At 41.0% G+C, this 24275-nt stretch carries 20 protein-coding genes; 9 read left to right on the top strand and 11 right to left on the bottom strand.

Annotated elements, in window-relative coordinates; translation table 11 throughout:
- Positions 1-7: 7 nt before the first annotated feature.
- The 7 genes from AB6T38_RS13475 to prsR all read left to right on the top strand — a co-directional run bounded on the left by AB6T38_RS13475 (position 8) and on the right by prsR (position 7937).
- Positions 8-919 carry a hydrogen peroxide-inducible genes activator gene (locus AB6T38_RS13475; protein ID WP_372547807.1) on the top strand — a complete coding sequence of 304 codons (912 nt, stop codon included), beginning with the start codon at positions 8-10 and terminating at the stop codon, positions 917-919.
- Positions 920-990: 71 nt separating this feature from the next.
- Positions 991-1533 (top strand): RNA polymerase sigma factor, encoded by a 543-nt coding sequence (locus AB6T38_RS13470; protein ID WP_372547806.1) that lies wholly within the window; start codon positions 991-993, stop codon positions 1531-1533.
- The gene (locus AB6T38_RS13465) at positions 1526-2158 is read left to right on the top strand and encodes a hypothetical protein (protein ID WP_372547805.1); all 633 of its coding nucleotides are present in this window, start codon (positions 1526-1528) and stop codon (positions 2156-2158) included. The genes AB6T38_RS13470 and AB6T38_RS13465 overlap by 8 nt, the downstream gene beginning before the upstream one ends.
- 45 nt (positions 2159-2203) lie before the next feature.
- Positions 2204-3160, top strand: a complete 957-nt coding sequence (locus AB6T38_RS13460) for a hypothetical protein (RefSeq protein WP_372547804.1) — start codon at positions 2204-2206, stop codon at positions 3158-3160.
- A 171-nt stretch (positions 3161-3331) separates the two neighbouring features.
- Positions 3332-4456, top strand: a complete 1125-nt coding sequence (locus tag AB6T38_RS13455; protein WP_372547803.1) for a beta-ketoacyl-ACP synthase III — start codon at positions 3332-3334, stop codon at positions 4454-4456.
- A gap of 67 nt (positions 4457-4523) precedes the next feature.
- The gene (prsK, locus tag AB6T38_RS13450) at positions 4524-6548 is read left to right on the top strand and encodes an XrtA/PEP-CTERM system histidine kinase PrsK (RefSeq protein WP_372547802.1); all 2025 of its coding nucleotides are present in this window, start codon (positions 4524-4526) and stop codon (positions 6546-6548) included.
- Between the two features lie 27 nt (positions 6549-6575).
- Complete coding sequence (prsR, locus tag AB6T38_RS13445; protein ID WP_372547801.1) at positions 6576-7937, top strand: PEP-CTERM-box response regulator transcription factor; 1362 nt, start codon at positions 6576-6578, stop codon at positions 7935-7937.
- A 166-nt stretch (positions 7938-8103) separates the two neighbouring features.
- Here prsR and AB6T38_RS13440 read toward each other — a convergent pair whose 3' ends face one another.
- The 4 genes from AB6T38_RS13440 to AB6T38_RS13425 all read right to left on the bottom strand — a co-directional run bounded on the left by AB6T38_RS13440 (position 8104) and on the right by AB6T38_RS13425 (position 13566).
- Entirely contained in the window at positions 8104-8679 is a 576-nt protein-coding gene (locus tag AB6T38_RS13440; RefSeq protein WP_372547800.1) for a thymidine kinase, read from the bottom strand.
- 92 nt (positions 8680-8771) lie between these two features.
- A complete protein-coding gene (locus tag AB6T38_RS13435; protein ID WP_372547799.1) occupies positions 8772-10688 on the bottom strand; it encodes a putative bifunctional diguanylate cyclase/phosphodiesterase in 1917 nt (638 codons plus the stop codon).
- 322 nt (positions 10689-11010) lie between these two features.
- Positions 11011-12225, bottom strand: coding sequence for an ATP-dependent RNA helicase SrmB (srmB, locus tag AB6T38_RS13430; RefSeq protein ID WP_372547798.1), 1215 nt, complete (start codon positions 12223-12225; stop codon positions 11011-11013).
- A 108-nt stretch (positions 12226-12333) separates the two neighbouring features.
- On the bottom strand, positions 12334-13566 hold the full coding sequence (locus tag AB6T38_RS13425) for a multifunctional CCA addition/repair protein (RefSeq protein ID WP_372547797.1): 1233 nt from the start codon (positions 13564-13566) through the stop codon (positions 12334-12336).
- Positions 13567-13684: 118 nt separating this feature from the next.
- On the opposite strand from AB6T38_RS13425, the gene AB6T38_RS13420 reads away from it, so the two are divergent.
- Positions 13685-14587: an ExeA family protein gene (locus AB6T38_RS13420; RefSeq protein WP_372547796.1), complete on the top strand. Its 903-nt coding sequence runs from the start codon at positions 13685-13687 to the stop codon at positions 14585-14587.
- A gap of 1 nt (position 14588) precedes the next feature.
- The gene (locus AB6T38_RS13415) at positions 14589-15644 is read left to right on the top strand and encodes a general secretion pathway protein GspB (RefSeq protein WP_372547795.1); all 1056 of its coding nucleotides are present in this window, start codon (positions 14589-14591) and stop codon (positions 15642-15644) included.
- A gap of 56 nt (positions 15645-15700) precedes the next feature.
- Here AB6T38_RS13415 and AB6T38_RS13410 read toward each other — a convergent pair whose 3' ends face one another.
- From AB6T38_RS13410 to eno, 7 genes are all read right to left on the bottom strand, one after another.
- Entirely contained in the window at positions 15701-16903 is a 1203-nt protein-coding gene (locus AB6T38_RS13410; protein WP_372547794.1) for an HD-GYP domain-containing protein, read from the bottom strand.
- 164 nt (positions 16904-17067) lie between these two features.
- Positions 17068-17670, bottom strand: coding sequence for a 3-isopropylmalate dehydratase small subunit (leuD, locus tag AB6T38_RS13405; RefSeq protein ID WP_372547793.1), 603 nt, complete (start codon positions 17668-17670; stop codon positions 17068-17070).
- Between the two features lie 9 nt (positions 17671-17679).
- Positions 17680-19074, bottom strand: coding sequence for a 3-isopropylmalate dehydratase large subunit (gene leuC, locus AB6T38_RS13400; protein WP_372547792.1), 1395 nt, complete (start codon positions 19072-19074; stop codon positions 17680-17682).
- Between the two features lie 42 nt (positions 19075-19116).
- Complete coding sequence (leuB, locus tag AB6T38_RS13395; protein WP_372547791.1) at positions 19117-20223, bottom strand: 3-isopropylmalate dehydrogenase; 1107 nt, start codon at positions 20221-20223, stop codon at positions 19117-19119.
- A 7-nt stretch (positions 20224-20230) separates the two neighbouring features.
- On the bottom strand, positions 20231-21790 hold the full coding sequence (gene leuA / locus AB6T38_RS13390; RefSeq protein ID WP_372547790.1) for a 2-isopropylmalate synthase: 1560 nt from the start codon (positions 21788-21790) through the stop codon (positions 20231-20233).
- Between the two features lie 400 nt (positions 21791-22190).
- Positions 22191-22832, bottom strand: coding sequence for a hypothetical protein (locus AB6T38_RS13385; protein ID WP_372547789.1), 642 nt, complete (start codon positions 22830-22832; stop codon positions 22191-22193).
- 80 nt (positions 22833-22912) lie between these two features.
- A complete protein-coding gene (gene eno / locus AB6T38_RS13380) occupies positions 22913-24205 on the bottom strand; it encodes a phosphopyruvate hydratase (RefSeq protein ID WP_372547788.1) in 1293 nt (430 codons plus the stop codon).
- Positions 24206-24275 lie beyond the last annotated feature (70 nt).

The following is a 24275-nucleotide window of genomic DNA, read 5'->3' as shown; positions in this document are numbered from 1 at the left end:
ATAAATCATGAAGTGGCCTAATTTAAAACATTTGCATTATCTGGTTGTATTGCACGAAGTACAGCATTTTAATAAGGCTGCTCAATTATGTTGTGTCAGTCAATCCACCCTTAGTACTGCCATTCAAAACCTTGAAGAACAATTCTCATGCCAGCTACTGGAGCGGGATCATAAAACGTTCGTATTTACTCCTTTTGGCTTAGAGTTAGTCGAGCGGAGTAAAAAACTATTAAACGATGCCACAGAATTGGTGGATTTTGCCCATTCAGCTGGTAATTGGCAGGCGGGTAGTTTGAAGTTAGGGGTTATTCCTACCATTGCACCATTCATCTTCGAAGGTATTTTGTCGGTGGTAAATACGAACTTTGCTGAGTTGCAATTAAAACTGCAAGAGGACACCACCGAAAACCTTTTGCGCCAATTAAACGATGGTATCTTAGATCTACTGATTTTAGCTTTGCCTATGGAAACCCCTGGCTGCAAACAACTGGTGATTGGCCATGATCCTTTTCATTTAGTGGCCCACGAAGATTTGATAGATTCCTTACCAGAGCCAATGGATATGTCTGCATTACCTAAAGACAGCGTATTTTTACTACAACGGGAACATTGTATGACCGGACATGCGGTCAGTGCCTGTCGGTTAAAACACTCTGAGCAGGTTAGTTCCCTGGCTGCATCGAGCCTTCATACACTGGTTGAATTGGCAAATAGCAAATTGGGGTATACCTTTATGCCAGAACTGGCCATTAACCATCATATTTTAAATAGCTCTCAACTCGTGTCTATGCCGGCTGAAGATAATGCTTATCGCGAAATTGGCTTAGTATGGCGATCAGGCACCACTCGTGTCCGTCTATTCCGGATGTTGGCAGAGCTGCTCTCAGCACTGATGCCTATCCCTACCTTAAAAAAATAATTTCACTTGTTTCAAACTATTTGAAACTTGGTCTCGACTATATCAACAAGCAGACTAATGGAACTATCTAAGTGTTTGAAAAAAGCGACCAACAGTTAATAACCAAAGCGCAAAGTGGCAATAAGCGCGCTTGGTTGAGTCTGATAAAACGCTACGAAAGCCAAGTTTACAATTATGGTATTCGAATGACAGGAACGCGTGAAGATGCGTTAGATTTGATGCAAGAAGTGTTTATTTCAGTATTTCGTAATTTAAGTAATTATCGAGGAGAGGGGAGCTTTAGAGGGTGGGTTTTCAAAATTGCTCATTACCGATGTATTGAATTTTACCGACGTAAAAAGCCTCATCAAGCCCTTGATGACAGCCCTGAAATTGAAAGTAAAGAACCTTGCCTAGAAACGTCGATGGTATCTTCACAAAATGCCAATCAATTAGTTAGTGCGATGCAGCAACTTCCGCTATCGCAAAAAGCCGTCATCGAACTAAAGTTTTTTGGCCAATTTACATTTGAGGAAATCGCTGAACAACTTGGTATTTCAGCAAACACTGCAAAATCCCGAATGTACAGCGCATTATCAAAGTTAAAAACGTTATTGGAGGTTGAATATGCCTAATATAAATCAATCTGAGCTACTCGCTGCTTGGATAGAAGGGGAATTGAGCCCAGAGCAACAGCAACAGTTTGAGAAGTTATGCATTGAAAACGAAGACTTTTCTAAGCAAATAGAAATGGCCAACCAAGCCTCTTTATTTGCCCAAGATTATCGTTCTCAAGAGGTACCTAAATGGAACCAAGAGGCAAGTTTTGACTATCAGGCACCAATTAAATGGTGGCAATGGCAAGGTTTCTCTGTGTTCTCAAGTGCGCTGTCAATTGTTGCTATTGTCTTGGTATTTAGTGGATTTGAAACCAGCATTGAAAATGGCAAGGTGATATTCGGGTTTCAAGATTCAGATCAGCGTATAGAACAAAGGGTAGCCCAGCAATTAAACGAATTCAAAGCGCAACAAAATGAGGCACTAAATAGTTATGTTGCTTCGTTACGAGAGCAGCAATTAGATGCGAGCACGCAATTGACTCAGTATCTATTAGCGTCAAGTAGACAAGAGCGTAAAGAAGACTTCGGAGAATTAATTAAGTTTATTAATGAGCAGCGAAATGACGATCAATTGTTTTATGCACGGCAACTTAATCAACTCCAAAACGCGATTTACGATAATCCGACAGGCAAACCATAAACGCGAAGTAAGTGTATCTAATTTTAAGAATTAAAGAGGTGAAAAATGACAACCTATCGTAAATTTAAAAAGCTAACCCTAGCCACTAGTCTAACTGCTGCGCTGCTAAGTTTAAGTTCGAGCCTTGTTTGGGCGAAAACAAATTTGCCCGACTTGAAGAGCGAACTGCAGATTATGAGCGGCATTATTAAAACTGCTATGACCCAAGGGGAGAGTAAGAACGGAATTCGGTTAAGGGGCTTAGATGTTACCTATTTATCTGACCAAGGCGTGGTGTTCGAATTAACCAGTCGCGCTCAAACTCGACACTTGTCGTTTTCTTTCGATGGTAATAATGAGTTTGTAGTCGCTCCTGAATTGCCACCGATACCGCCAATACAAAAAATGGGTGACGACGAACATAATGTATTTATCGAGCTAGATGAAGAGCATTGGAGCGAAGAAGTGGAAGAGGCTATGCGATTAGCTAGCGGAGCGATGAACGAAGCGAGAGAAAAACTGCGAGATCTAAATCAACAAGAGCGCGAAATAGCTTGGGAGCAGCGAGAATTTAAACGCCGTTTGCGAGATATTGAGTTTGAAATGCGCAGTGCAGATAGTCAGAGAAAATCACAGTTAGAGAAAGAAAAAAGTGAGCTTGAAGGCGAAATAGCGGAATTAAAAAAACGCGGTTCGAACTTGGATAAATACAGCAAACAATTAGAAGCAGAGCAAAAACAACAAGCAGAACAAAAATTGGCGCAAAGAAAACAGCAATACAGTGAATTCTTATCTCGTTTTGAAGACAATATTGCCACCACCTTGTGTAAATACGGAAATGGCTTTAAAGCACTTCCCTCTGAAGAAAATGTCACTTTTGTGTTGTCGAATTTGGGTTCTGCACAAAATAGAGGATCTGAGGATCGTATTTATGTTTTTAAAAATAAGGATATTCAATCTTGCGTAAAAGACAAAATAACGCTTAAACAATTACTATCCAACGCTGATGCTTACATGTTTTAAAGTTAATCCAACTACTGCTGAGCCTAGTAAAATACCGTGAAACTTCACGGTATTTTTGTTTTTAAAGGCGTTACATTTAAATTGCTTGTGTATGGTCAATGACTTTTGACTACGAAAACGCTAAGCTTAGACAGTTTAATTTTGCAGTGACAAATGATTGGATTTTAATACATGACTAAACAGATTGTGATCAGTGGTTCAGGAATGTGGACGCCAGCTAACAGTATTTCTAATAGTGAACTGGTCGACAGCTATAACGCATATGCGGAAAAGTTTAATTTGGAAAACGCCGAAGCGATTGCAGCGGATGAGGTAAAAGCTAAGCCATTATCAAGTGCTGAGTTTGTAGAAAAAGCCTCAGGAATAAAGAGTCGATACGCTTATGTAAAAGACGGTGTATTAGATATTGAACGTATGCGCCCAGATATTCCAGAGCGCAGTGACGATGAACTATCCCACCAAGCGGAAGTGGCTTTGGATGCCGCGAAAAAAGCTTTAAAAGCTGCAAATAAAGCAGCTGCAGATATTGATGCGGTCATCGTATCTTGTGCCTATACCCAGCGTTCATATCCCGCAATAGCCATTGAAGTTCAAGGTGTTTTAGGTATTAAAGGCTTTGGATTTGATATGTTAGTAGCTTGTTCTGCCGCAACTTTTGGGGTGCATCGAGCCTATGAAATGATTGCCGCTGAAACCGCAAAATGTGTACTTGTCATTAACCCAGAATTAATTTCACCGCAAATTAATTACAAAGACCGAGACAGCCATTTTATATTTGGTGACGTGGCCACAGCAATGGTTATTGAGCATCAAGATACCGCGACCAGTGAGAATCAATTCGAAATTCTGAGTACCAAAGCGGTGACTGATTTTTCTAACAATATCCGTTCAAATTTCGGCTATATGAGTAGAGTGTTTGATGCAGACCCTTACGGAGCTGATAAATTATTCCATCAAGAAGGGCGTAAAGTATTCAAAGAAGTGTGTCCTATGGCCGCTGCTCACATTGCTGATCATTTAGCAAAACACAATTTAACACCCGTAGACGTCAAACGCTGGTGGTTGCATCAAGCAAATATCAATATGAACACCTTAATCACTAAAAAGTTATTAGGTAGAGTGGCCGAGTTTGATGAAGCGCCCATCGTCCTTGACCGTTTCGCAAATACTGCATCGGCAGGCTCAATTATTGCGTTTCATTTATATCATCAAGATTTACAATCAGGAGATTATGGTCTGATCTGCTCCTTCGGCGCAGGTTACTCGATTGGCAGTTTAGTGATTCAAAAGAAGTAGGTTTGTGCCATTAAAAGGCTAGTTGGTGCACACAAAAATTAGTTTTGTTCAAGGAAGTCAATAAATCATGATAGCTGATCTTGGGTTTGGGTTAGGTGTAATCAGTTACAGCCTATTGCTATTGTTGCTTTTTACCGTAAGAAAAGCTGGATTGGTCAAGTATTTATTGATTTTAGCCACTGCCGGGACTGCTGTGTGGTGCTTACTGCATATCAACTTTTTGTTTGGACCGGTAGAAATTAAAAACTTATTTCTTTGGGATGCAATCAAACAAAGTGTCTGGTTAATTTTCTTGCTGGCCTGCATTAAAGATGACTTCCGAAGTCTTAAGGACGTGTTAATACGTCCCTTTTCGATTGTCATGTTATCTATTCCTGTTGCCTCAATTATAGTGCCTTTTTTTGTGCCAATTGATGTTAGTTGGCAATTTCTGTCCCTTACAATTATTTCGTTGGAAGTGTTGGTCATACTGGAGTTACTTTACAGGCAAGCCGGTGAAAACAAGTGGGCTTATAAGCCTTTAGTCTTGTTCCTCGGAGCCACGAATTTATTTGAATTTGTAACCTTTGCCAATGCCACAATGGTAGGTGGGCTAGAAGTTACTTATATTGCCGCTAGGGGCTATGTATATACGGGGTTGTTGCCATTCTTAGTGTTGGCAATCCGGCGCATCAAACATTGGGGAGTGGATATTTTTATCTCCCGAGATATCGTCCTGCATAGTTCGTTATTAATGGTGGCAGGTATTTATCTGTTTATCATGGCGATGATAGGGTATTTCGTCAAATATGTCGGTGGAGAGTGGGGCGGCACCATTCAGATAATACTTATTGTTTTGTCGACCGCATTATTAATGACACTGTTTTTGTCAAATAGCTTAAGGGTGAAAATACGGGTATTCATTACCAAACACTTTTTTGTGAACCAATTCGACTATCGCATTGAGTGGTTAAAATTAACCGATGCATTGTCCTCCAATGAAGCTACTATTTCTCAAGTTTATGAAAACGCCCTCAACGGCTGGATTCAAGCAATAGAATATGATTCAGGCTATTTATTGAAAAAGGAAGGACATAATCTCACGCCTAAAGCACAAATAAACCACCAAGAGCTAACCGCTCGGGAAATTCAATTGTTGAATGAATTGGCGGTGTATTGTCAGCAAAAAGATTGGGTTATTGATATAGAAGAATTGCGCTACCAGCCTTTTATCTATGAAGGCTTAAAATTAAATCATGCATTGTTAAATGAATGTTCGTTCCAAATTGTGCTACCCATATATAAGGCTGAAGCTTTATGGGGTTTGGCTATTATGAATGGTGATAGGTCAGTTCGTAAATTAAATTGGGAGCTTAGAGACTATCTGACAGCCGTTACCGCACAAATATCCAGTTATGTTTTCCATCACGAAGCCAGTAAAGAAGTCGCTGAAAATGCGCAATTTGCAGCATTTAACCGAATGTCGGCTTTTGTACTACATGATTTAAAGAACGTTTTAGCACAAATCGACTTGATTTTAGCCAATGCTGAACAACATAAAGACAATCCAGAGTTTATTGACGATACATTTGAAACCCTGACCCATACAAAAGCGCGTATGGATAAAATGTTGCGTCAACTTACCGATAAAAAAGAAGCTCAAAGAAGCAACGAAAAACTATGTGACGTTTCAGTGAGTATTCAATCAGTAATTGATAAAAAATGCGCAGGAAATTTACCCATTCCCAGTTTAATTGTAAATGATGAAAAACAACTGGTGATAGATGAAGAAAAATTCTGTAATGTTATGTATCACCTGATCAGTAATGCACAACAAGCCACTGATGATGAGGGGAAAGTGGAAATTAGCATTGATATGAGCGTTGACCAACGTTTCCTCATTGTTACCATTAAAGATAGCGGTGAAGGGATGAGTCCAGATTTTATTGAACATCGCTTATTTAAGCCATTTGATACCACTAAAGGTAACGCTGGAATGGGAATTGGTGCGTATGATGCGAAAAATTTCGTTGAAAGATTGGGCGGCAGTATCAACGTCCAAAGTGAAGAGCAAAAAGGGTCAGTGTTTACACTGAATTTTCCTGCAGAATAATAATCTTTAAAGAGGGACCCAAAAGACGTGGATAGAATATTAGTAGTTGATGATGACTTAGGAATCCAAAAACAACTTAAATGGAGCTTAAGCGAATACGAAGTCGTTTTCGCAGAAGATCGTCAATCTGCAATCAACCAGTTGCGCAGATATGAACCTAAAGTTGTAACCCTCGATTTAGGTTTACCTCCTGATCCTGCCAATGCTTCTGAGGGACTCGCTGCTCTTGAAGAAATTTTAGCTTTATCACCACAAACCAAAGTGATAGTGGTTACCGGCAATAATGATAAAGAAAATGCTTTAAAAGCTATTGCCCTAGGCGCGTACGATTTTTATCAAAAGCCCATAGATTCAGACACTATCCAGATTCTGATTAATCGCGCTGCAAATCTATTTGATCTTGAACTTGAAAATAGACAACTCGCTAAAAACTCCTCATCTATGAGCAAAATTATCGGTAATAGTGAATCTATTCAGTTAGTCAGTCGCAAAGCTGAAAAGATTGCACAAACCGATATTAGTACTTTATTGCTGGGTGAAAGTGGTACAGGTAAAGAAGTTTTTGCCCGCAGTATTCATGATCACAGTCTGCGCAAAGATAAACCTTTTGTTGCCATCAACTGTGCTTCAATTCCTGAAAACCTATTAGAAAGCGAACTTTTTGGTTATGAAAAAGGGGCCTTTACCGGCGCTAATAAAACGACTTTAGGTAAAATTGAAACAGCCCAAGGCGGCACCGTATTTTTAGATGAAATTGGTGACATGCCCCTTGGTTTACAAGCTAAAATGCTACGTTTTTTGCAAGAACGAGTGATTGAGCGTGTAGGGGGAAGAAGCGAAATTCCTGTAGATATTCGGGTTATTTGTGCAACCCACAGAAACTTACAAGACATGGTCACCGAGCAAACTTTCCGTGAAGATTTGTTCTACCGTGTGGGTGAAATTATTATTAGTATTCCGCCTTTAAGAGAGCGGGAGAACGACGTTATTCTATTAGCGAAAACCTTCTTAAATCAGTATAACGAAGAGTTTGGGACCAAAGTAAAAGGACTCAGCGATGGCGCAGTAAAAGCGATGTTACAACATCGTTGGAACGGGAATATTCGCGAGCTGCAAAATAAACTAAAATCAGCGGTTATTTTAGCCGAAGGCAGTACTATTCAGGCTGACGACTTAGGCTTAATTGTACGTGAAGATGGTGATGAACGCGTTGAGAGTCTCAATTTACGTGAGGTCAGAGAATTAGCCGAAAGTCGTGCTATTCGGCGAGCTTATTATCAATCTGAGAAGAATATGTCGAGAACCGCCGAATTGCTAGGAGTGACACGTCCAACGCTGTATTCACTAATTGATAAGTATCACTTGGATGACATTAAAACCGGTGCCTAATCGGTTAATGCTAACCTGAAAGATAACAATGCCTTAGGATATCAACCCTAAGGTATTTTAGGTTTACGGGCGCGCGTTTTAATATATTGTTATCCGGTCCGTTAACCGAACTGCTGTCCGAGCTAATAAATGCTGATTCAAGTACAGATTGTTCGTCTGATTGGTATTATCCAACCAATTCGGTAAAGTGCTTACGACACATGGATTCATAAGTATCGTTACCGCCTACTTGTACCTGTGCTCCGTGTTTTACTGGTTTCCCAGTTTCGTCCCAACGTACAACGAAATTGGCTTTTTTACCGCAATGACAGACGGTTTTTAATTCAATCATTTTGTCCGCCCAGGCCAATAAATAATGACTGCCCTCGAAGGTTTCCCCGAGAAAGTCAGTGCGCAGACCATAGGCTAAGACTGGAACATGGAGTTGGTCAACAATCCTAGTTAATTGTTTGACCTGCTGCTTGTTTAAAAACTGCGCTTCATCAATAAAGATACAATCAATTGTCCCACTTTTTTGTAACTCTTTTGTATTTTTGTACAAGTCAGTATCTCGATTGAACAGGTGAGAATCTGATTTTAAGCCTATACGAGAGGTGACTTTTCCAATACCGTAACGGTCATCTAGGGCGGCTGTGAATATTTCTGCTCGCATGCCGCGTTCTTGATAATTGTATGCTGATTGTAATAGTGAGGTGGATTTACCTGCATTCATTGCAGAATAGTAGAAATAAAGTTGGGCCATATAGCTGCTCTAAAAACTGGGTTATACAACACAGTTGTGTTTTATAAGTTGAAATAAAGGTGTGTAATTAATCGAGTAAAATGTTGTCTAAGTTAAGTTTCAATATTTTCGACCCAGCGGCGTAGTTTATCGTTTATTATCGGTTTAGAAAATAAGAACCCTTGTAAGTAATCCACACCCATCTCAGACAGTTTGAGTGCTTCCTGTTCGGTTTCTATACCTTCAGCTACGGTTTTGCAACCAAACTGTTTGGCAATAAACAGGGTTGCTTTGATTATTGCTTCTCCACCTTGATGCATATTCAATACAAAAGAGCGGTCTATTTTTATGGTGTCGAAATTGAGGGTTTGTAATTGACTCAACGACGAATAGCCTGTCCCAAAATCGTCAATTGAAACTTGTACATTTCTATCTTTGATAGCGTTTATTTTGGCTTTAACTTTCTCTTTATTATCAGCAAACATAGACTCTGTTATTTCTAAATGAAGACGCTCTGGTTGTAATTTACTGGTTTTTAGTGCTTTATCTAAAATCCAAATAAAATCCGAATCTAATAACTGGGTGATTGAAACGTTTACTGAAACCGATGCATTAGGGCTATGCTGCCACTGACTTGCATCAATACAGGCTCGATTGAGTACCCAAGCCCCAATTTCGTGAATTAACCCTGTTTGTTCTGCTAAGGGGATAAAAGTATCAGGGCCAACTAGATTATCATTGAAGTTCCAGCGTAATAACGCTTCAAATGACCATGGCTCCTTGGTCTTACACTTCACAATAGGCTGGTAACACAAATATAATTGCTTGCGGCTAATGGCTTCTTGTAAACCGTTACGTAGGTTTTCGATTTGTTTGAGGTTTTCAAATAAATCTTGGGTAAACATTCTTGGTTCAGATAAATGTAATTTCTTTTGCTCGAACATGGCAAAATCGGCTAGTTGTACCAATTCAGTTTCGCTCGAAGTATGCTCAGGTAACATAGCTATGCCAATGGTTGCACTGACACAAAGTTGATTTGACATAACATCAAGGGGTTGGGAAATGCGCGCTAACAACGCATTAGCCACAGATATAGCTGTTTCATGGTCCGCATAAGGTAATAACATTAAAAACTCATCGCCACCCCAGCGTCCAGCTTGGTAATCGTTGGCAAATGCACCAATTCGGCCTGCTATTTCTACTAATACCGCGTCGCCCACTTTGTGGCCCAGTGTATCATTGATCTTTTTGAAGCCGTTTAAATCGATGAAAAGTAATGCTACTGAATGGCCGCTTTTAATGCTCTTAGTTGCAGTTACAGATAATTGATGGATAAAAGCTTCGCGGTTGTAAAGTTGAGTTAGAGGATCCAAACTAGACAGCATTCTAATTTCATCGGTCCGTCTCTCCACTTCTTTTTCTAAGGATTCTTTGGTTGCAATGACTTGACTGTAAGCTTGGCTCAACTCGTCGTGAACGGCATCATTTTCGGCTATTTCTTGATGCATTTTCTCTAACATATGCGTATTTTCGTTGCGTAGTTTGACCGTCTCTTCGGTTAAATCAGCCGCTCGAGCTGCCGAGAAAGTGATGGAAATATTGTATAGAATTCCCAAACAGCCAATGAATACATGAACGGTAACCCCTGAAAACAACGCCATGCAGGATGCGGGTGTGAGTAAAAGGACGGTATACAGAATAGCGGTCTTTTTGTGACCTGAGAGCGCGGAATTAGCGCCACTAGACAGAGTACAAAGCATGGCAAAGGTCAATGCCAGCTCAGTTAAATCCATACTTTCGTAAAAAACTACGGAATAAATACACCACATCAACGACAGTGAAATAACCCCCAAGACTACACGATTTCTCGCCCCTAGCGCTTGGTATTTTGTTCGCCGTAATTTAATTAGCCAATACAACCAATCAAAGAATCTGAAGGCAGTAATAAGAGCAACTACACTGAGCCAGGTTAGCTTTAAGCTGTGGGTATTTGGCGTATCTAACGCAAAAACAAGAAAAACAGCCGCCACTAAGCTGCCGATTAATCCGAAAAGTACATTTTCATATATAGAGTTGGTTTTATCTCGTAAATTTGCCTGATTGATTTCAAAAACGTTGTTAATGGCAGAACCCCTTCTAAAAATCAGCCAAATTAATTAACCAGCGTAAATTACACACTCCAACATCATACAACTTTTAGATAAACAGGACTATTAAACTATCCAAAAAAAACTCACCCCAAAAAATAGATTATTAAGCTAACGTTTGCTGGCCAAACTAACTAGCACAGCTAGTTAGTCATCAGGTTTTAGTTAAAGGCGTGTAGCGACCTTGGGGGGCAATTATCTAATTTTACTTTTTTTTCTTTGGACGCTTAATTTTCTTCTTTGCAGATTTAGGTTTTTTCTTTTTAACTGGAGCTTTAGCCTCTTTATTTTTTGGTCGCAAATCGTCTATTACGCGGCGTTTTAAACGTTGTTGAGTATAACGTTCAATTTTCGCAATGATTCCCATTTCGTGGGCTTCTGCAATGGATATTGCTGTTCCTTTTTTCCCAGCTCTGCCTGTTCGTCCGATACGATGAACATAAATGTCAGCTGTTCTAGGGAGATCGTAATTAATAACATGGCTAATGTTATCTACATCAATACCTCTTGAGGCAACGTCGGTTGCCAGCAGGATATTGATTTCACCGTCTTTAAATCGTTGCAAGGCACTATTACGTTTGTCTTGGGGCATCTCACCTTGTAACCAAGAAATGGTAAACCCGTCTCGTTCGAGCATTTGTTTAAGCTGATTTAGTCGGTCGCGGGTTTTCACAAAAACCACTGCAGATTGAATCTGATTACTCAGGATACTTTTTAGTAAATTATATTTGTGGGCTGCGTCATCGGCTAAATGGATCCACTGCAAAATTTTAGCATGTTCTTTGCGACTCGGATTTGCCTCTAAAGATACCGGGTTGGTTAATAAATCTTTAGCAAAACGAGCAATTCCTGCTCCCTCTAGGGTGGCAGAAAACAGCATGGATTGTTTACGCCAGCGAGCTTCAGCAGCAATTTGGTTTACAATAGCCGAAAAGCCCATGTCTAACATGCGATCTGCTTCGTCTAACACTAAGCTTTCAATGTCACGGCAATCAAAACTTTCTTTTTCAATATGTTCGAATAATCTACCTGGGGTGGCGACTAAAATATCCAGATTTTTTTCTAAGGTTTCGCGATCAGTTCCATAATTAATGCCGCCGGTAATTACCCCACACTCCAAATCAGTATACTTGGTGATTTGTAATGCTTGCTCGTAAACTTGCAACGCGAGTTCGCGGGTAGGAGTCAAAATAAGAATTCGACATGAACCAGGCTGTTGTCGAGGAAAATCGAGTAGAAACTGACATGCTGGTAAAAGAAATGCAGCGGTTTTACCGGTCCCCGTAGGTGCATTGGCTAAAATGTCTTGTCCTTCCATTGCTGGCGGGATCACCAAAGATTGGATACTGGTTGGGGAGGTATACCCCATATCGGCTACGGCTTGACATAACTTTTCGTCAAGATCTAATTCATCAAACATATTTTTCCATGGATTCTAGTCGCTTTTACATAATTGCCGCAATTATAAAGTAGTTAGACAATTTAGGGCAGCCTTAATTGATTTAACGATCCTTATGGATCTAAGCGGCTATTTTCCAGTATATCTTTGCTTAAAGTCTCGAATGGCGTGGATGCGTTTTTCGTTTAATCGCAATTTAATATTTTTACCCACAGCACCAGCTTCAATAATAGATTTCACCGCGACAGCATTTGCCGCTTCAAAGGCTTCCCACATAAAATTAGCTTGGGGATAATCCCTGTCCTCAAGGCCCGCTCGCCCTTTTGCATCTGCGGTGCAAGTTGTCAGTAGATCTTTGAATCGTTCAGGCTTTCGCCAAGCATCACATTGATTCAAAACCTTTAATATAGTCGCGGGTCTCAATTCTAAGGCTCGATGAACGTGAGTATGGTACTCACTGGTCATAATCGCTAACTCTTTACAATCGTTAGGTACTTTTAAACGTTCGCTTAGTGCACGGATTGGCGCAACACCTAATTCTTCATGTTCTCGGTGGGAAGGCCATTGGGCGGGGTCGGTAAGACCTTTACCCAAGTCATGAACTAGAGCTGCGTAACGTATGGCTAAGTTATCAGTGAGTTTTGCCGCTTGTTGAATCACCATCATCGTATGGATACCGCTATCTATCTCAGGGTGCCACTGCACAGGGTTTGGAATACCCCATAATATATCCAATTCAGGGAACCACACTTTGAGAGCGCCACAAGCTCTAAGTGTTTCAAAAAATATATCAGGATCATTTTCTAGCAAAGCTCGAGAGGTTTCTTTCCATACACGTTCAGGTACTAGGTGATCTAACTCTCCTTGCGCTACCATTTGTTTCATTAACAGTGCGGTTTCCGGCGCAATCTGAAAACCGTATTGATGATAACGTGCAGCGAACCTAGCGACTCTAAGTACCCTGAGTGGATCTTCTGCAAACGCAGGGGAGACATGACGCAAAACACGATTGTCTAAATCTTTTTGACCGTTGAACGGGTCAAACAGTTGTTGATTTTGATCCAAGGCCATCGCATTGATGGTTAAATCTCTGCGCTCTAGGTCCTCTTCAAGGGTGACATTGGGGTTACTATTGACGACAAAACCGGTATATCCTTTACCACTTTTTCGTTCCGTACGCGCCAAAGCATATTCTTCTTTGCTTTTGGGGTGCAAAAATACCGGGAAATCACTCCCGACCTGAGTGAAACCTGCTGCCAACATTGAATCAACGGTTTCACCAACCACCACCCAATCTCGGTCATGGACTTCTCTTTCGAGTAGTTTGTCACGCACAGCGCCACCGACTAAAAAACTCTGCATTAATTCATAACTCCCTTTATGGTTTATAGGATAGATACCATAGTAAGCAGTCTTTGAGTTAACCTCAAATAGTGTTACCTTATTCGTCGCAAATTTAGATTGGTTTTTATAAGCACATATGTACCTAAATTATTTTGGATTGTCCGATAACCCGTTTTCCATAGCCCCTAACCCAGATTATCTTTATATGAGTCCGCGTCATAAAGAAGCCTTAGCTCATTTGATTTTCGGGTTACGTGAAAGTGGCGGCTTCGTCATGCTTACTGGTGAGGTTGGCACAGGGAAAACCACCGTCTCGCGAAAACTATTGCAGCAATTGCCCGATAATACCCAAGTGGCTATGATTCTAAACCCGACGCTTTCAGCAATAGAGTTGTTGGCAACGATATGCGATGAATTGAAAATTCGTTATCTTAAAAAGCAAGCGAGTTTGAAATACTTTACCGATAAAATCTTAGACAAACTCACAACAAACCACTCTAACGGTATCAATACCGTACTGATTGTTGATGAGGCGCAACATTTATTACCAGAAGTGTTAGAGCAACTGCGACTATTAACTAATTTGGAAACCAACCGGGAAAAACTGCTAAAAGTAGTATTAATTGGCCAGCCTGAGTTACAACAGTTATTAAAACGTAATGAATTAAGGCAACTAGCTCAACGTATTACCGCCAGATACCATTTACTTCCCCTTTCATCACTGGAAGTAAAAAACTATATATCACATCGACTTTCTGTGGCTGGCGGACACGAACGCATATTCAGTCAACCTACGTTACGAGCGATTTATAAAATAACTGGCGGCATCCCCAGGGTCATTAACCTGCTATGTGACCGGGCTTTAACCCTTACATTTACCAAGCAGCATCCCATTGTTCGTCGTCATATTTTTATTGCCGCAGCAAGACAAATTTTAGGTGATGATGTGGTGAAGCAGCGACAGGGAAAACAATGGACGCTGATCTTAGCTGCAAGTTTTCTAGCCGCTGCCTGTGTTGGCTATATGGTAGGGGCCTAAAATGACTCAAAAAATCAGTGTCGAGCAACTTAAAGTCGGTATGGTGATTATTAAAGTCACCGCTCAAAATGGCCCAGTAAAGATTAAAAAATCAGGTCTTGTTAGCAGCACAGATATGGTCAATGCGTTAGCTGAAATGGGCGTACAGGAAGTTGAAATCGATCCCGATATGACGGTGGAAGTGAAAAAGCCTAAAATTGCGAAATCGAAAACTCAAAAACTGGTTGAAGATACCACTACTGTTACCCAAAATATTGACCAAGGGATTTCCGAGCAGTTTAATCGCAGCTTATTTTTACCCTCGGTACAAGAGTTACCAGAGGCATGGCAGTATTATGGGAAAAAATCGCTGATCGCATCTGTGGTTATCGCTGGCGGTTTTTGTTTTGGTCTGATTCTGGCAAATCTAACAGTTCTTACCCATTTATTTCATTCCTCACCTGACATTGTGCAAACTCAACCCCCAGTGGCGAATGACAACCTTGAGCTCGTCGACTCAGAGGTTTCTCATGATGAAGTCGACCCCAAGGCCGAATCCAATATTGAGCGGGCCAATACTGATGTCCCCAAGCCGCAGCAAGTGATACCAGAACCCCTTGATGAAAAACCGACAGAGCAGAAGCAAATCTCTGAACAGAGTGATTCTATTGAAGAAACGGCGCGACTGTTGGCAGAACAGCAAGCTGAAGAAGAGCAAATACAAGCCGCTGAAGAAAGTAATATTCCGCCTGAGCTGTTACAGCGTTTTCGTAATGCCTTAGCGTCGTTAGGCGAAGAGACACCAGTTGATCCGACAGACAACTCGCAATCTATTAGAGATGTCCCCGCTGTTAGCGAACTTCCAGCTTGGGTCTTGTTGGAGTTACCGAGTTTAGCATTCTCTGCTCATATGTACGTTTCAGCACCCGAGGAACGATGGGTTAGAGTTAATGGTAAAAAGGCTGTTGAAGGACAGGAGATTGACGACGGACTTATTTTACAGGGAATAGAGCCACAACATGTGATCATGACATTTAAAGGACAAGAGTTTAGTATGGAAGCCTTATCAGATTGGTAGATATTGTTGCTGTTCCGTGGGCATTTAACTACAACTTAAATGCCCTTAGGATAAGTTTATAAAGCAGTTATTAAAATCTCTTTTAAAAACTTGGTTAGATTTAAACCAAATTCTTCCGGTCGAACTGCACTGACAATTTTCATGTTTACCTGGCTTAAATCAAGCTTTTTTACTTCAGAATAGCTAGAGGTTTTTATATTGTAAAAAGCAGCTACGACAGGTTTCATGGGAGCATCCTTATTGCCGCGCATTATTATTGCCAACCTATCATTATCCAGCTTTACCAAAGAGCCCATAGGATGCACGCCTAAGCATTTGATAAATTGGGCAACTAAAACCTGATCATAACTTTCATCGCTTAGAAGCTTAACCAGCGCTTTGGAAGGTGTCACCGCCTTACGAAATGGTCGGTCATTAATCATCGCATCGTAGCTGTCGACAATGCCAGCCATTCTGACGTATTCACTTAAATCATGCTCACTTTGTGCATCGGGGTAGCCAGTGCCATCAATACGTTCGTGGTGGTTAAATATAATCTCTTGTACTGATGCTGCTACATCACCACAACGATCGACTAAATCCAGACCAATATCGACGTGAGTGGTAATAATATCTTTTTGTTGCAGTGTTAGTCGTTCAGAGGATTGTGTAATGTCTTTTGGCATATTAGTCATGCCTACATCCATTAACAATCCGGCTAAACTTAACTCTTCAATAGCTTGTTGTCCCATATCGCGGTACTTTGCAAACATCGTTAACAAAATGGAACAGTTTAGGGAGTGTTCTAATAAATATTTACCTGATTTATTGAGCAAAGTTAAACAACTAAGCCCGCTTGGCATATTTATTACTGATTCGATTATATTTGCGCTTAAATCCTTCACATCAGAAAGTGATGGTGTATCGTTGGCAGCTAAACGCTTAAAAAAACGACTTTGAATAATCAACGCTTCGTCGTAAAGCTTAGTCGCAGCCTCAAGCTGTTCACTATCGCTATAGTGTTTAATTTTGGTGTCGGCTGGGGAAGGTGTTTCTAAAACATCGTTTTGCTCTACTTCTGGAGCCGCAGCTGGTGGAGGTAGGTTACTTCGGGATAAATCAACTTCTACTTTGGTTACTCCCTTGCTTTTTAACATATCGATTGATTTAACTGACTTAACTAGGCCTTTTGTTTTTATTTTTAATTTGCCTTTTTGTTCGATAACTTCATTAACAAACATGCCTGGCTTTAAATCTTCGATTTTGATCGCTTCAAGCATTACTTCCCTGAACTCCCAACAGACTTTTTAAAATTTTAAATTGCACTGCATTTTATCCCAATAGCAATGTCAAATCTTCATTTAAATGGTGCTTTCTAACTTAAAAAAAGCATCTAGGTAAAGATTTCACTCCATTAAACCAAGATGCTTTGATTGCATGAGAACTATCTTAACCAAGCTAGTGCATTATTTTCGTAATCTAAAATTTTATCGTCAAGCTCTAACGTTTGACCGATAGCATCAAGTCCCTTAATCAAATTGGTTTTATGATGTTCAGGGATATCAAAGTGATATTCCTGTTCAGCTACTTTGACTGTTTGATTAGGTAAGTCAATGAAAATTTGTGTATCAGGCTTGTCTTTAACCAAAGCAAAAAGGTTGTTCATTTCCTCATTGCTAAGGCTGATTGGCAACAGTTGGTTATTGATACAGTTTCCATAAAAAATGTCTGCGAAACTGGTGGCTATAATCACGCTATAACCAAAATCAGCAAGTGCCCAAGGCGCATGTTCACGACTTGAACCGCAGCCAAAATTCTCACGAGCAAGGAGAATGCTAGCACCCTGATATTCAGGTTTTGTTAGGGCGAACTCTGGGTTGACTTCTTTTTCGTGTAAATCTAAATAGCGCCAGTCGTGAAACAAATGTTTGCCGTAACCTGTACGAGTTACTCCAGTCAAAAATTGCTTTGGAATAATTTGATCTGTATCTACATTGGCTTGATCAAGTGGGGCTGCGGTACCTAAATGGGTTGTGAATCCTGTCATCATTTACTCCTACAAATCTCGTACATCAGTGAAGTGACCAGTGATCGCAGCTGCCGCTGCCATTGCTGGAGAAACTAGGTGGGTTCTAGCCCCACGGCCTTGGCGACCTTCAAAATTTCGATTACTGGTTGAGGCACATCTATCGCCTGCTTTGAGAATGTCATCATTCATACCCAAACACATTGAGCATCCTGGTAAACGCCATTCAAAACCTGCATCAATGAAAATCTTGTCGAGTTTTTCTTCTTCTGCTTGTTGTTTCACGGAAACTGAGCCTGGAACAACTATGGCAGTCACACCATCGGCTACTTTACCCTTTTTAGCAATTTGGGCGGCAGAGCGCAAATCTTCGATTCGACTATTAGTACAAGAACCGATAAATACATTATTGATGGCTACCTCGGTCAGCTTAGTACCTGCTTTTAAATCCATATAAGCTAAAGCTTTGCTAGCTGACTCACGTTCAATTGGATCGCTGTAGTCTTCTGGTGTTGGAACCGTGTTGGTAATACCCGTTACTTGACCGGGATTGGTTCCCCAAGTTACCTGTGGAGCAATATCTTTTGCCTGTAATTCAACTACTTTATCAAAGTGCGCGCCATCATCTGAATGTAAGGTTTTCCAGTAGGCAACTGCATTATCCCAGGTTTCACCTGTTGGCGCATATTCGCGGCCTTTAATGTACTCAAAAGTCGTCTCATCAGGGGCAATAAAACCTGCTTTTGCGCCCGCTTCAATGGTCATGTTACAGACGGTCATGCGCTCTTCCATGGATAAACCACGAATAGCTTCTCCGGCATATTCGATAACATAACCAGTTGCTCCAGCATGGCTAATTTCACCGATAATGGCGAGAATTATGTCCTTTGCGGTAATGCCAATGGGTAACTTGCCATTCACATTAATTAGCATACTCTTAGCTTTGCTCTGCTTTAATGTTTGGGTAGACAATACATGCTCAACTTGTGAGGTACCAATACCAAATGCAAGTGCGCCAAAGGCTCCGTGAGTTGCAGTATGTGAATCACCACAGACCACGGTCATACCGGGTAGAATTAAGCCAAGTTCAGGGCCCATTACATGGACGATACCTTGCTTTTGATGTCCTACAGGGAATAATTCAATACCGTGTTCTTTACAGTTATTGGCAAGGGTCTGTAGCTGCAATTGATTTTCTGGTCCGCAAGCATCTATTGCTAAGGAGCGAGTCGAAATACTATGGTCCATAGTTGCAAAGGTTTTTTGGGGACATCTAACTTTACGTCCTTTTTCATTTAACCCTGCAAATGCTTGTGGCGTGGTGACTTCGTGGATCAAGTGACGATCGATATAAATAAGATTATCTTCACCCAATTGATCGACAATATGGGACTCCCAAATTTTGTCATATAATGATTTTGTCATTTTTAGTTCCTAAATTAAAATCTCAGCCTTACGGTCAATTTTTTAGCTATTTTGTGCTGCTAATAAGATGTGCTGACAAATAGCATCACCCACTTGTGATGTCGTTTTTGCTAGGTGACGTTGTTCTGGGGGAAGTAGCTCTCCAGTTAATACACCCTCAGCTAATGTTTTTCGTACCGCATTATCAATTTGATCTGCAGCGTCGCCTTGATTCAAGCTATAACGCAGCATCATTGAAGCAGACAATATTTGCGCAATAGGGTTTGCAATGCCTTTACCGGCGATGTCCGGTGCTGAGCCGCCAGCAGGTTCAAACATACCAAACCCGCTCTCGTTGACACTCGCCGAAGGCAGTAGCCCCATGGAGCCGGTAATCATCGCGCACTCATCAGAAATGATGTCACCGAACAAATTAGAACACAGCATCACATCAAATTCGTTAGGGTAACGCAGCAATTGCATGGTGGCGTTATCAATGTAGATATGTTCCAGTTGCACTTCTGGGTAGTCTTTTGCTACTTCTTCGGTTACTTCACGCCATAATCGTGAACAAACAAGCACATTTGCTTTGTCGACTGAGGTCACTTTTTTGCCGCGTTTCATCGCTGCTTCAAAGGCACTTTTAGCAATACGACGTATTTCACGTTTTGAGTAACGCATGGTGTCATAAGCAAACTGCTCTTCACCTTCGCCTTCTAACCCCTTAGGTTGACCAAAATAAATGCCGCTGGTGAGTTCTCTGATAACTAAGACATCAAACCCGCTTGCGGCGATGTCTGCGCGAAGGGGAGATAATGACTCTAAGCCAGCGTATATTTTTGCAGGTCGTAAATTACTGAATAAATCGAAATGACCACGCAACGCAAGTAGAGCTGCTCTTTCTGGACGTTGTTCTAGAGGTAAACTGTCCCACTTTGGGCCGCCAATAGAGCCAAACAAAATTGCGTCTGCCTGTTCGCAGCCCTTCAACGTATACTCAGGTAGTGCTGTGCCATGATTATCGATGGCTAATCCACCCACATCATACTCGTTCAGAGTAAATGACAATCCACAGGTTTTTTCAACTGCACTGAGTACTTTTCTAGCCTCAGCCATGATTTCTGGACCTATACCGTCTCCTGGTAAAACGGCAACTTCATAATTAGACATGTACTTATTAAACCCCTGCAATTTTTATTTGTTGTTTCTTTTGTTGATCAATTTGATCAGCTAAATGTGTGTTGTTCAACACATAAATTAGAGCTTTGACGCCTGATTCCACTATATCTGTGGCAAGGCCGATACCGTTGAAACGGCGACCGTTATATTCAGCAATTAGGCTTACTTGCGCTAATGCATCAGCCCCTTCACCTTTGGAATCTAATTTGAAATCAACCACCTCGACTCGGCTGTGACCAATGGCTTTTGTAATGGCATTAAACGCCGCATCTACAGGTCCATTTCCGACGGCCGACTCGGTGATTTCTGTGTCACCAACACGCATTTTTACGGTGGCGCTAGGAATAATCTCCCGCCCTGAATTCGCTTGTAAATACAGCAATTCGAAATGCGCTTGGTCTTGCTTTTGTTGATCAAAAAACAATAGAGCTTCTAAATCGTAATCAAATACCTGACCTTTTTTATCTGCCAATTTCAAAAATGCGCCGTAAATAGCTTCCAAGTCATAATCGCTTTGTTTATAACCTAACTCAGTCAATCGATGCTTAATCACATGTCGACCTGAACGAGAGGTTAGGTTCAAGTTGTTTTTGTTAATCCCGACACTCTCAGGGGTCATGATTTCATAAGTGTTTTGTGCTTTAAGTACACCATCTTGGTGAATACCAGAGGAGTGACTAAATGCATTAGCGCCAACGATAGCTTTGTTGGCCTGTACTGGCATGTTACACAACTGGCTAACTAATTTTGAGGTGCGGGAAATTTCATTGGAATTGATATTAGTTTGTAATCCCAACATGGCTTTGCGGGTTTGCAAAATCATAGAAATTTCTTCAAGTGAGCAGTTACCTGCTCGTTCTCCTATGCCGTTTATGGTCGCTTCAACTTGTCGAGCGCCATTTTCAACGGCAGCTAAGGAGTTGGCCACAGCTAAACCCAAATCATTGTGACAATGTACTGAGATAATCGCTTTATCGATATTTGGGACACGGTTAAATAGGTTTTGAATGATTCCGCCAAACTCAGTAGGTGTTGTATAACCAACTGTATCTGGGATATTAACGGTTGTTGCACCAGCGTTGATAGCCGCTTCGACCATACTGCACAAGTAATCGATATGTGTGCGGCCTGCATCTTCGCAAGAAAATTCTACGTCGTCGGTATAGCGGCGAGCGTGTTTTATGGCGTGCACGGCCATTTCAACTACTTCGTCCTGGGATTTTTTAAGCTTTGCCCCAACATGGATATCAGAGGTAGCGATAAAGGTATGAATCCGAAATTGATCGGCAACCTTTAAGGCTTCGCCGCAGGCGTCAATATCTTTTTCAAGGGCTCTAGATAAACCGCAAACAGTGGCGTTTTTGATTTCTCTGGCAATACTTTGTACCGATGCAAAATCACCAGGTGAAGATACTGGAAAGCCAGCTTCAATAATATCGACGCCTAAACGTTCAATGGCAAATGCTATTTGCAGCTTTTCTTTAACAGTGAGACTTGCGGGCAGTGCTTGTTCGCCATCACGCAAGGTTGTATCAAATATTTTCACTTGATTAGACATATTTTTTCTCCTGTTAAGTATATTGCCCATACAAAAAACCCGTGCGTTGCACGGGTTTTAAAATCAGTTGTGACATTTACAACCTACCCGTGCAGTCTCGCTGCCAGAAGTAGTAGGATGTTTAGTAACGCTATTTTATGTAAAGCCACATTGCTCTCAATTAATCAAATTTAGAGTAAATTCTCTAGTGATGTATTTGTATCCTTTATCAGCCTATGCGTCAAGCTTAGTTAATAAATCCTTATATATCGCTTTGGAATAACTAACCTTAACTAGGGATAAGCAACGGAATATTATGCATTTTTATGGCAAAAAGTAACTAAAATGGAAATTTGTTTACTTATTGAACGGGTTTTTGGGGTGTATTGATTTGAGGTTGTTTATGCCGACCTCAAGTTAATTATTTATACGTTTTCCAATTGATGGTTGTGGATAATAATAATTCTCTTAAGCTGAGGGTTCGAGGAATGGTTTTTCCTTTGTGATTCCAGCTATGCCCACAACATGCTGCAGTGATATTACTTTTATTTGGGATCAACAAGGTTTTGCTTTGCAGTGAATGTTCACACTTATCTAAATAAGTTCCATTGAAATCAAACCAGCCATGTTTATTGAAGTGCAGTTTATGCTGCTCTTTATCGATTCTATCCACAGAATCTAGCTCAATGGTTTCAATTCCCATGTCATTGATACATATCGGCGAGGGTAGACCCATACGCGCATAATTGCTGAACCAAACAAATGATTTTTCCTCATCATATTTGCTACTTACACATTTAGCCGATTGTTTGGCCTGCCAACTACCATTGTGGATGTCCACTTGGATTGGATAGTCTTGAGCGAGTAGGTACTCGGCGGCATTTTTAATATGGTAGGGTAAACCTGACAAACGACGCTGTAACAAACGTATATTATTCGGCGCATTTTTGCTTAGTGAATGCAATTCTCTTTCATACAGGGCATTACACAGCTCGGCAAAATGGCGCTGTCTTTGATCTGAGGCGAATATATCAACTTGTTGTTGATGATTGGTATCGGACATTATCTGATTTATATCAGACAATTAGAGTAGTTGTAAGCATGTACCAGATAAAACTGAAGCTGGTACATGCTCATTAGACTTTATTGACCTTTAATTTCAGCGCGACCGCCGTAACTAACTGAGTCACCTAAAGCTTCTTCAATGCGTAGCAATTGATTGTACTTAGCTACACGATCAGAACGGCAAAGTGAGCCAGTTTTGATTTGTCCAGCCGCTGTACCTACTGCTAAATCAGCAATGGTTGCGTCTTCAGTTTCACCACTACGGTGAGAGATAACGGCTGTAAAACCAGCATCTTTAGCCATCTTGATGGCGTCTAATGTCTCAGAAAGTGAACCGATTTGGTTAAACTTAATAAGAATAGAGTTACCTACACCGTTATCGATACCGCGTTTTAGGATTTTGGTGTTTGTTACAAACAAGTCATCACCGACAAGTTGGATTTTATCGCCAACTTTGCCAGTTAGGTAAGCCCAACCATCCCAATCGCTTTCATCCAAACCATCTTCAATAGAGATAATTGGATATTTAGCAGATAGGTCGGCTAAATAGTCACTGAACTCTTCAGAACTGAATACTTTACCTTCGCCTTTCATGTTGTACTGGTCATCAACATAAAACTCAGATGATGCACAATCTAGGGCTAGAGTGACGTCTTTATCCATCACGTAACCAGCAGCTTCAACGGCTTGAATAATAACCTTAAGGGCTTCTTCGTTAGAGCTTAAGTTTGGTGCAAAACCACCTTCATCGCCTACCGCAGTGTTCAAGCCTTTAGCAGACAACACTTTTTTCAAGCTATGAAATATTTCAGCGCCCATACGTAACGCTTCACGGAAGTTAGGTGCGCCTACCGGCTGAACCATAAATTCTTGAATATCGACGTTATTATCAGCGTGCTCGCCACCATTGATGATATTCATCATTGGAACTGGCATTGAGTACTGGCCAGGTGTGCCGTTAAGCTCAGAGATGTGTTGATATAAAGGAACTTTTTTCTCCATTGCCGCAGCTTTCGCTACTGCCAATGAAACTGCTAGAATAGCATTAGCCCCAAATTTTTCTTTGTTTTCGGTTCCATCTAAGTCGATCATCACTTGATCAACTGCGCGTTGCTCAAGTGCATCTTGACCAAGCAATGCTGCTTGAATGTCACCATTGATAGCAGCAACGGCTTTAAGTACACCTTTACCTAAGTATCTGGATTTATCGCCATCACGCAGTTCCAATGCTTCACGAGAACCGGTAGATGCACCAGAAGGTGCACAAGCTCGTCCCCAAGCTCCACTGTCTAAATAAACGTCTGCCTCTACAGTTGGGTTACCACGCGAGTCCATTACCTCACGGCCAATAATCTTGCTGATTTTTGCCATTCTTGTTGCCTTATAAAAATGTTTAATTTACGTTCTAAGCACTCCGCATAATAATGCCTCAGATAAGGCT

The organism is Aliiglaciecola sp. SL4, assembly GCF_041538045.1.
Classification (GTDB): domain Bacteria; phylum Pseudomonadota; class Gammaproteobacteria; order Enterobacterales; family Alteromonadaceae; genus Aliiglaciecola.
Note: the sequence above shows the minus strand (reverse complement) of the source record. Positions and strands in the feature narration are given on the sequence as shown.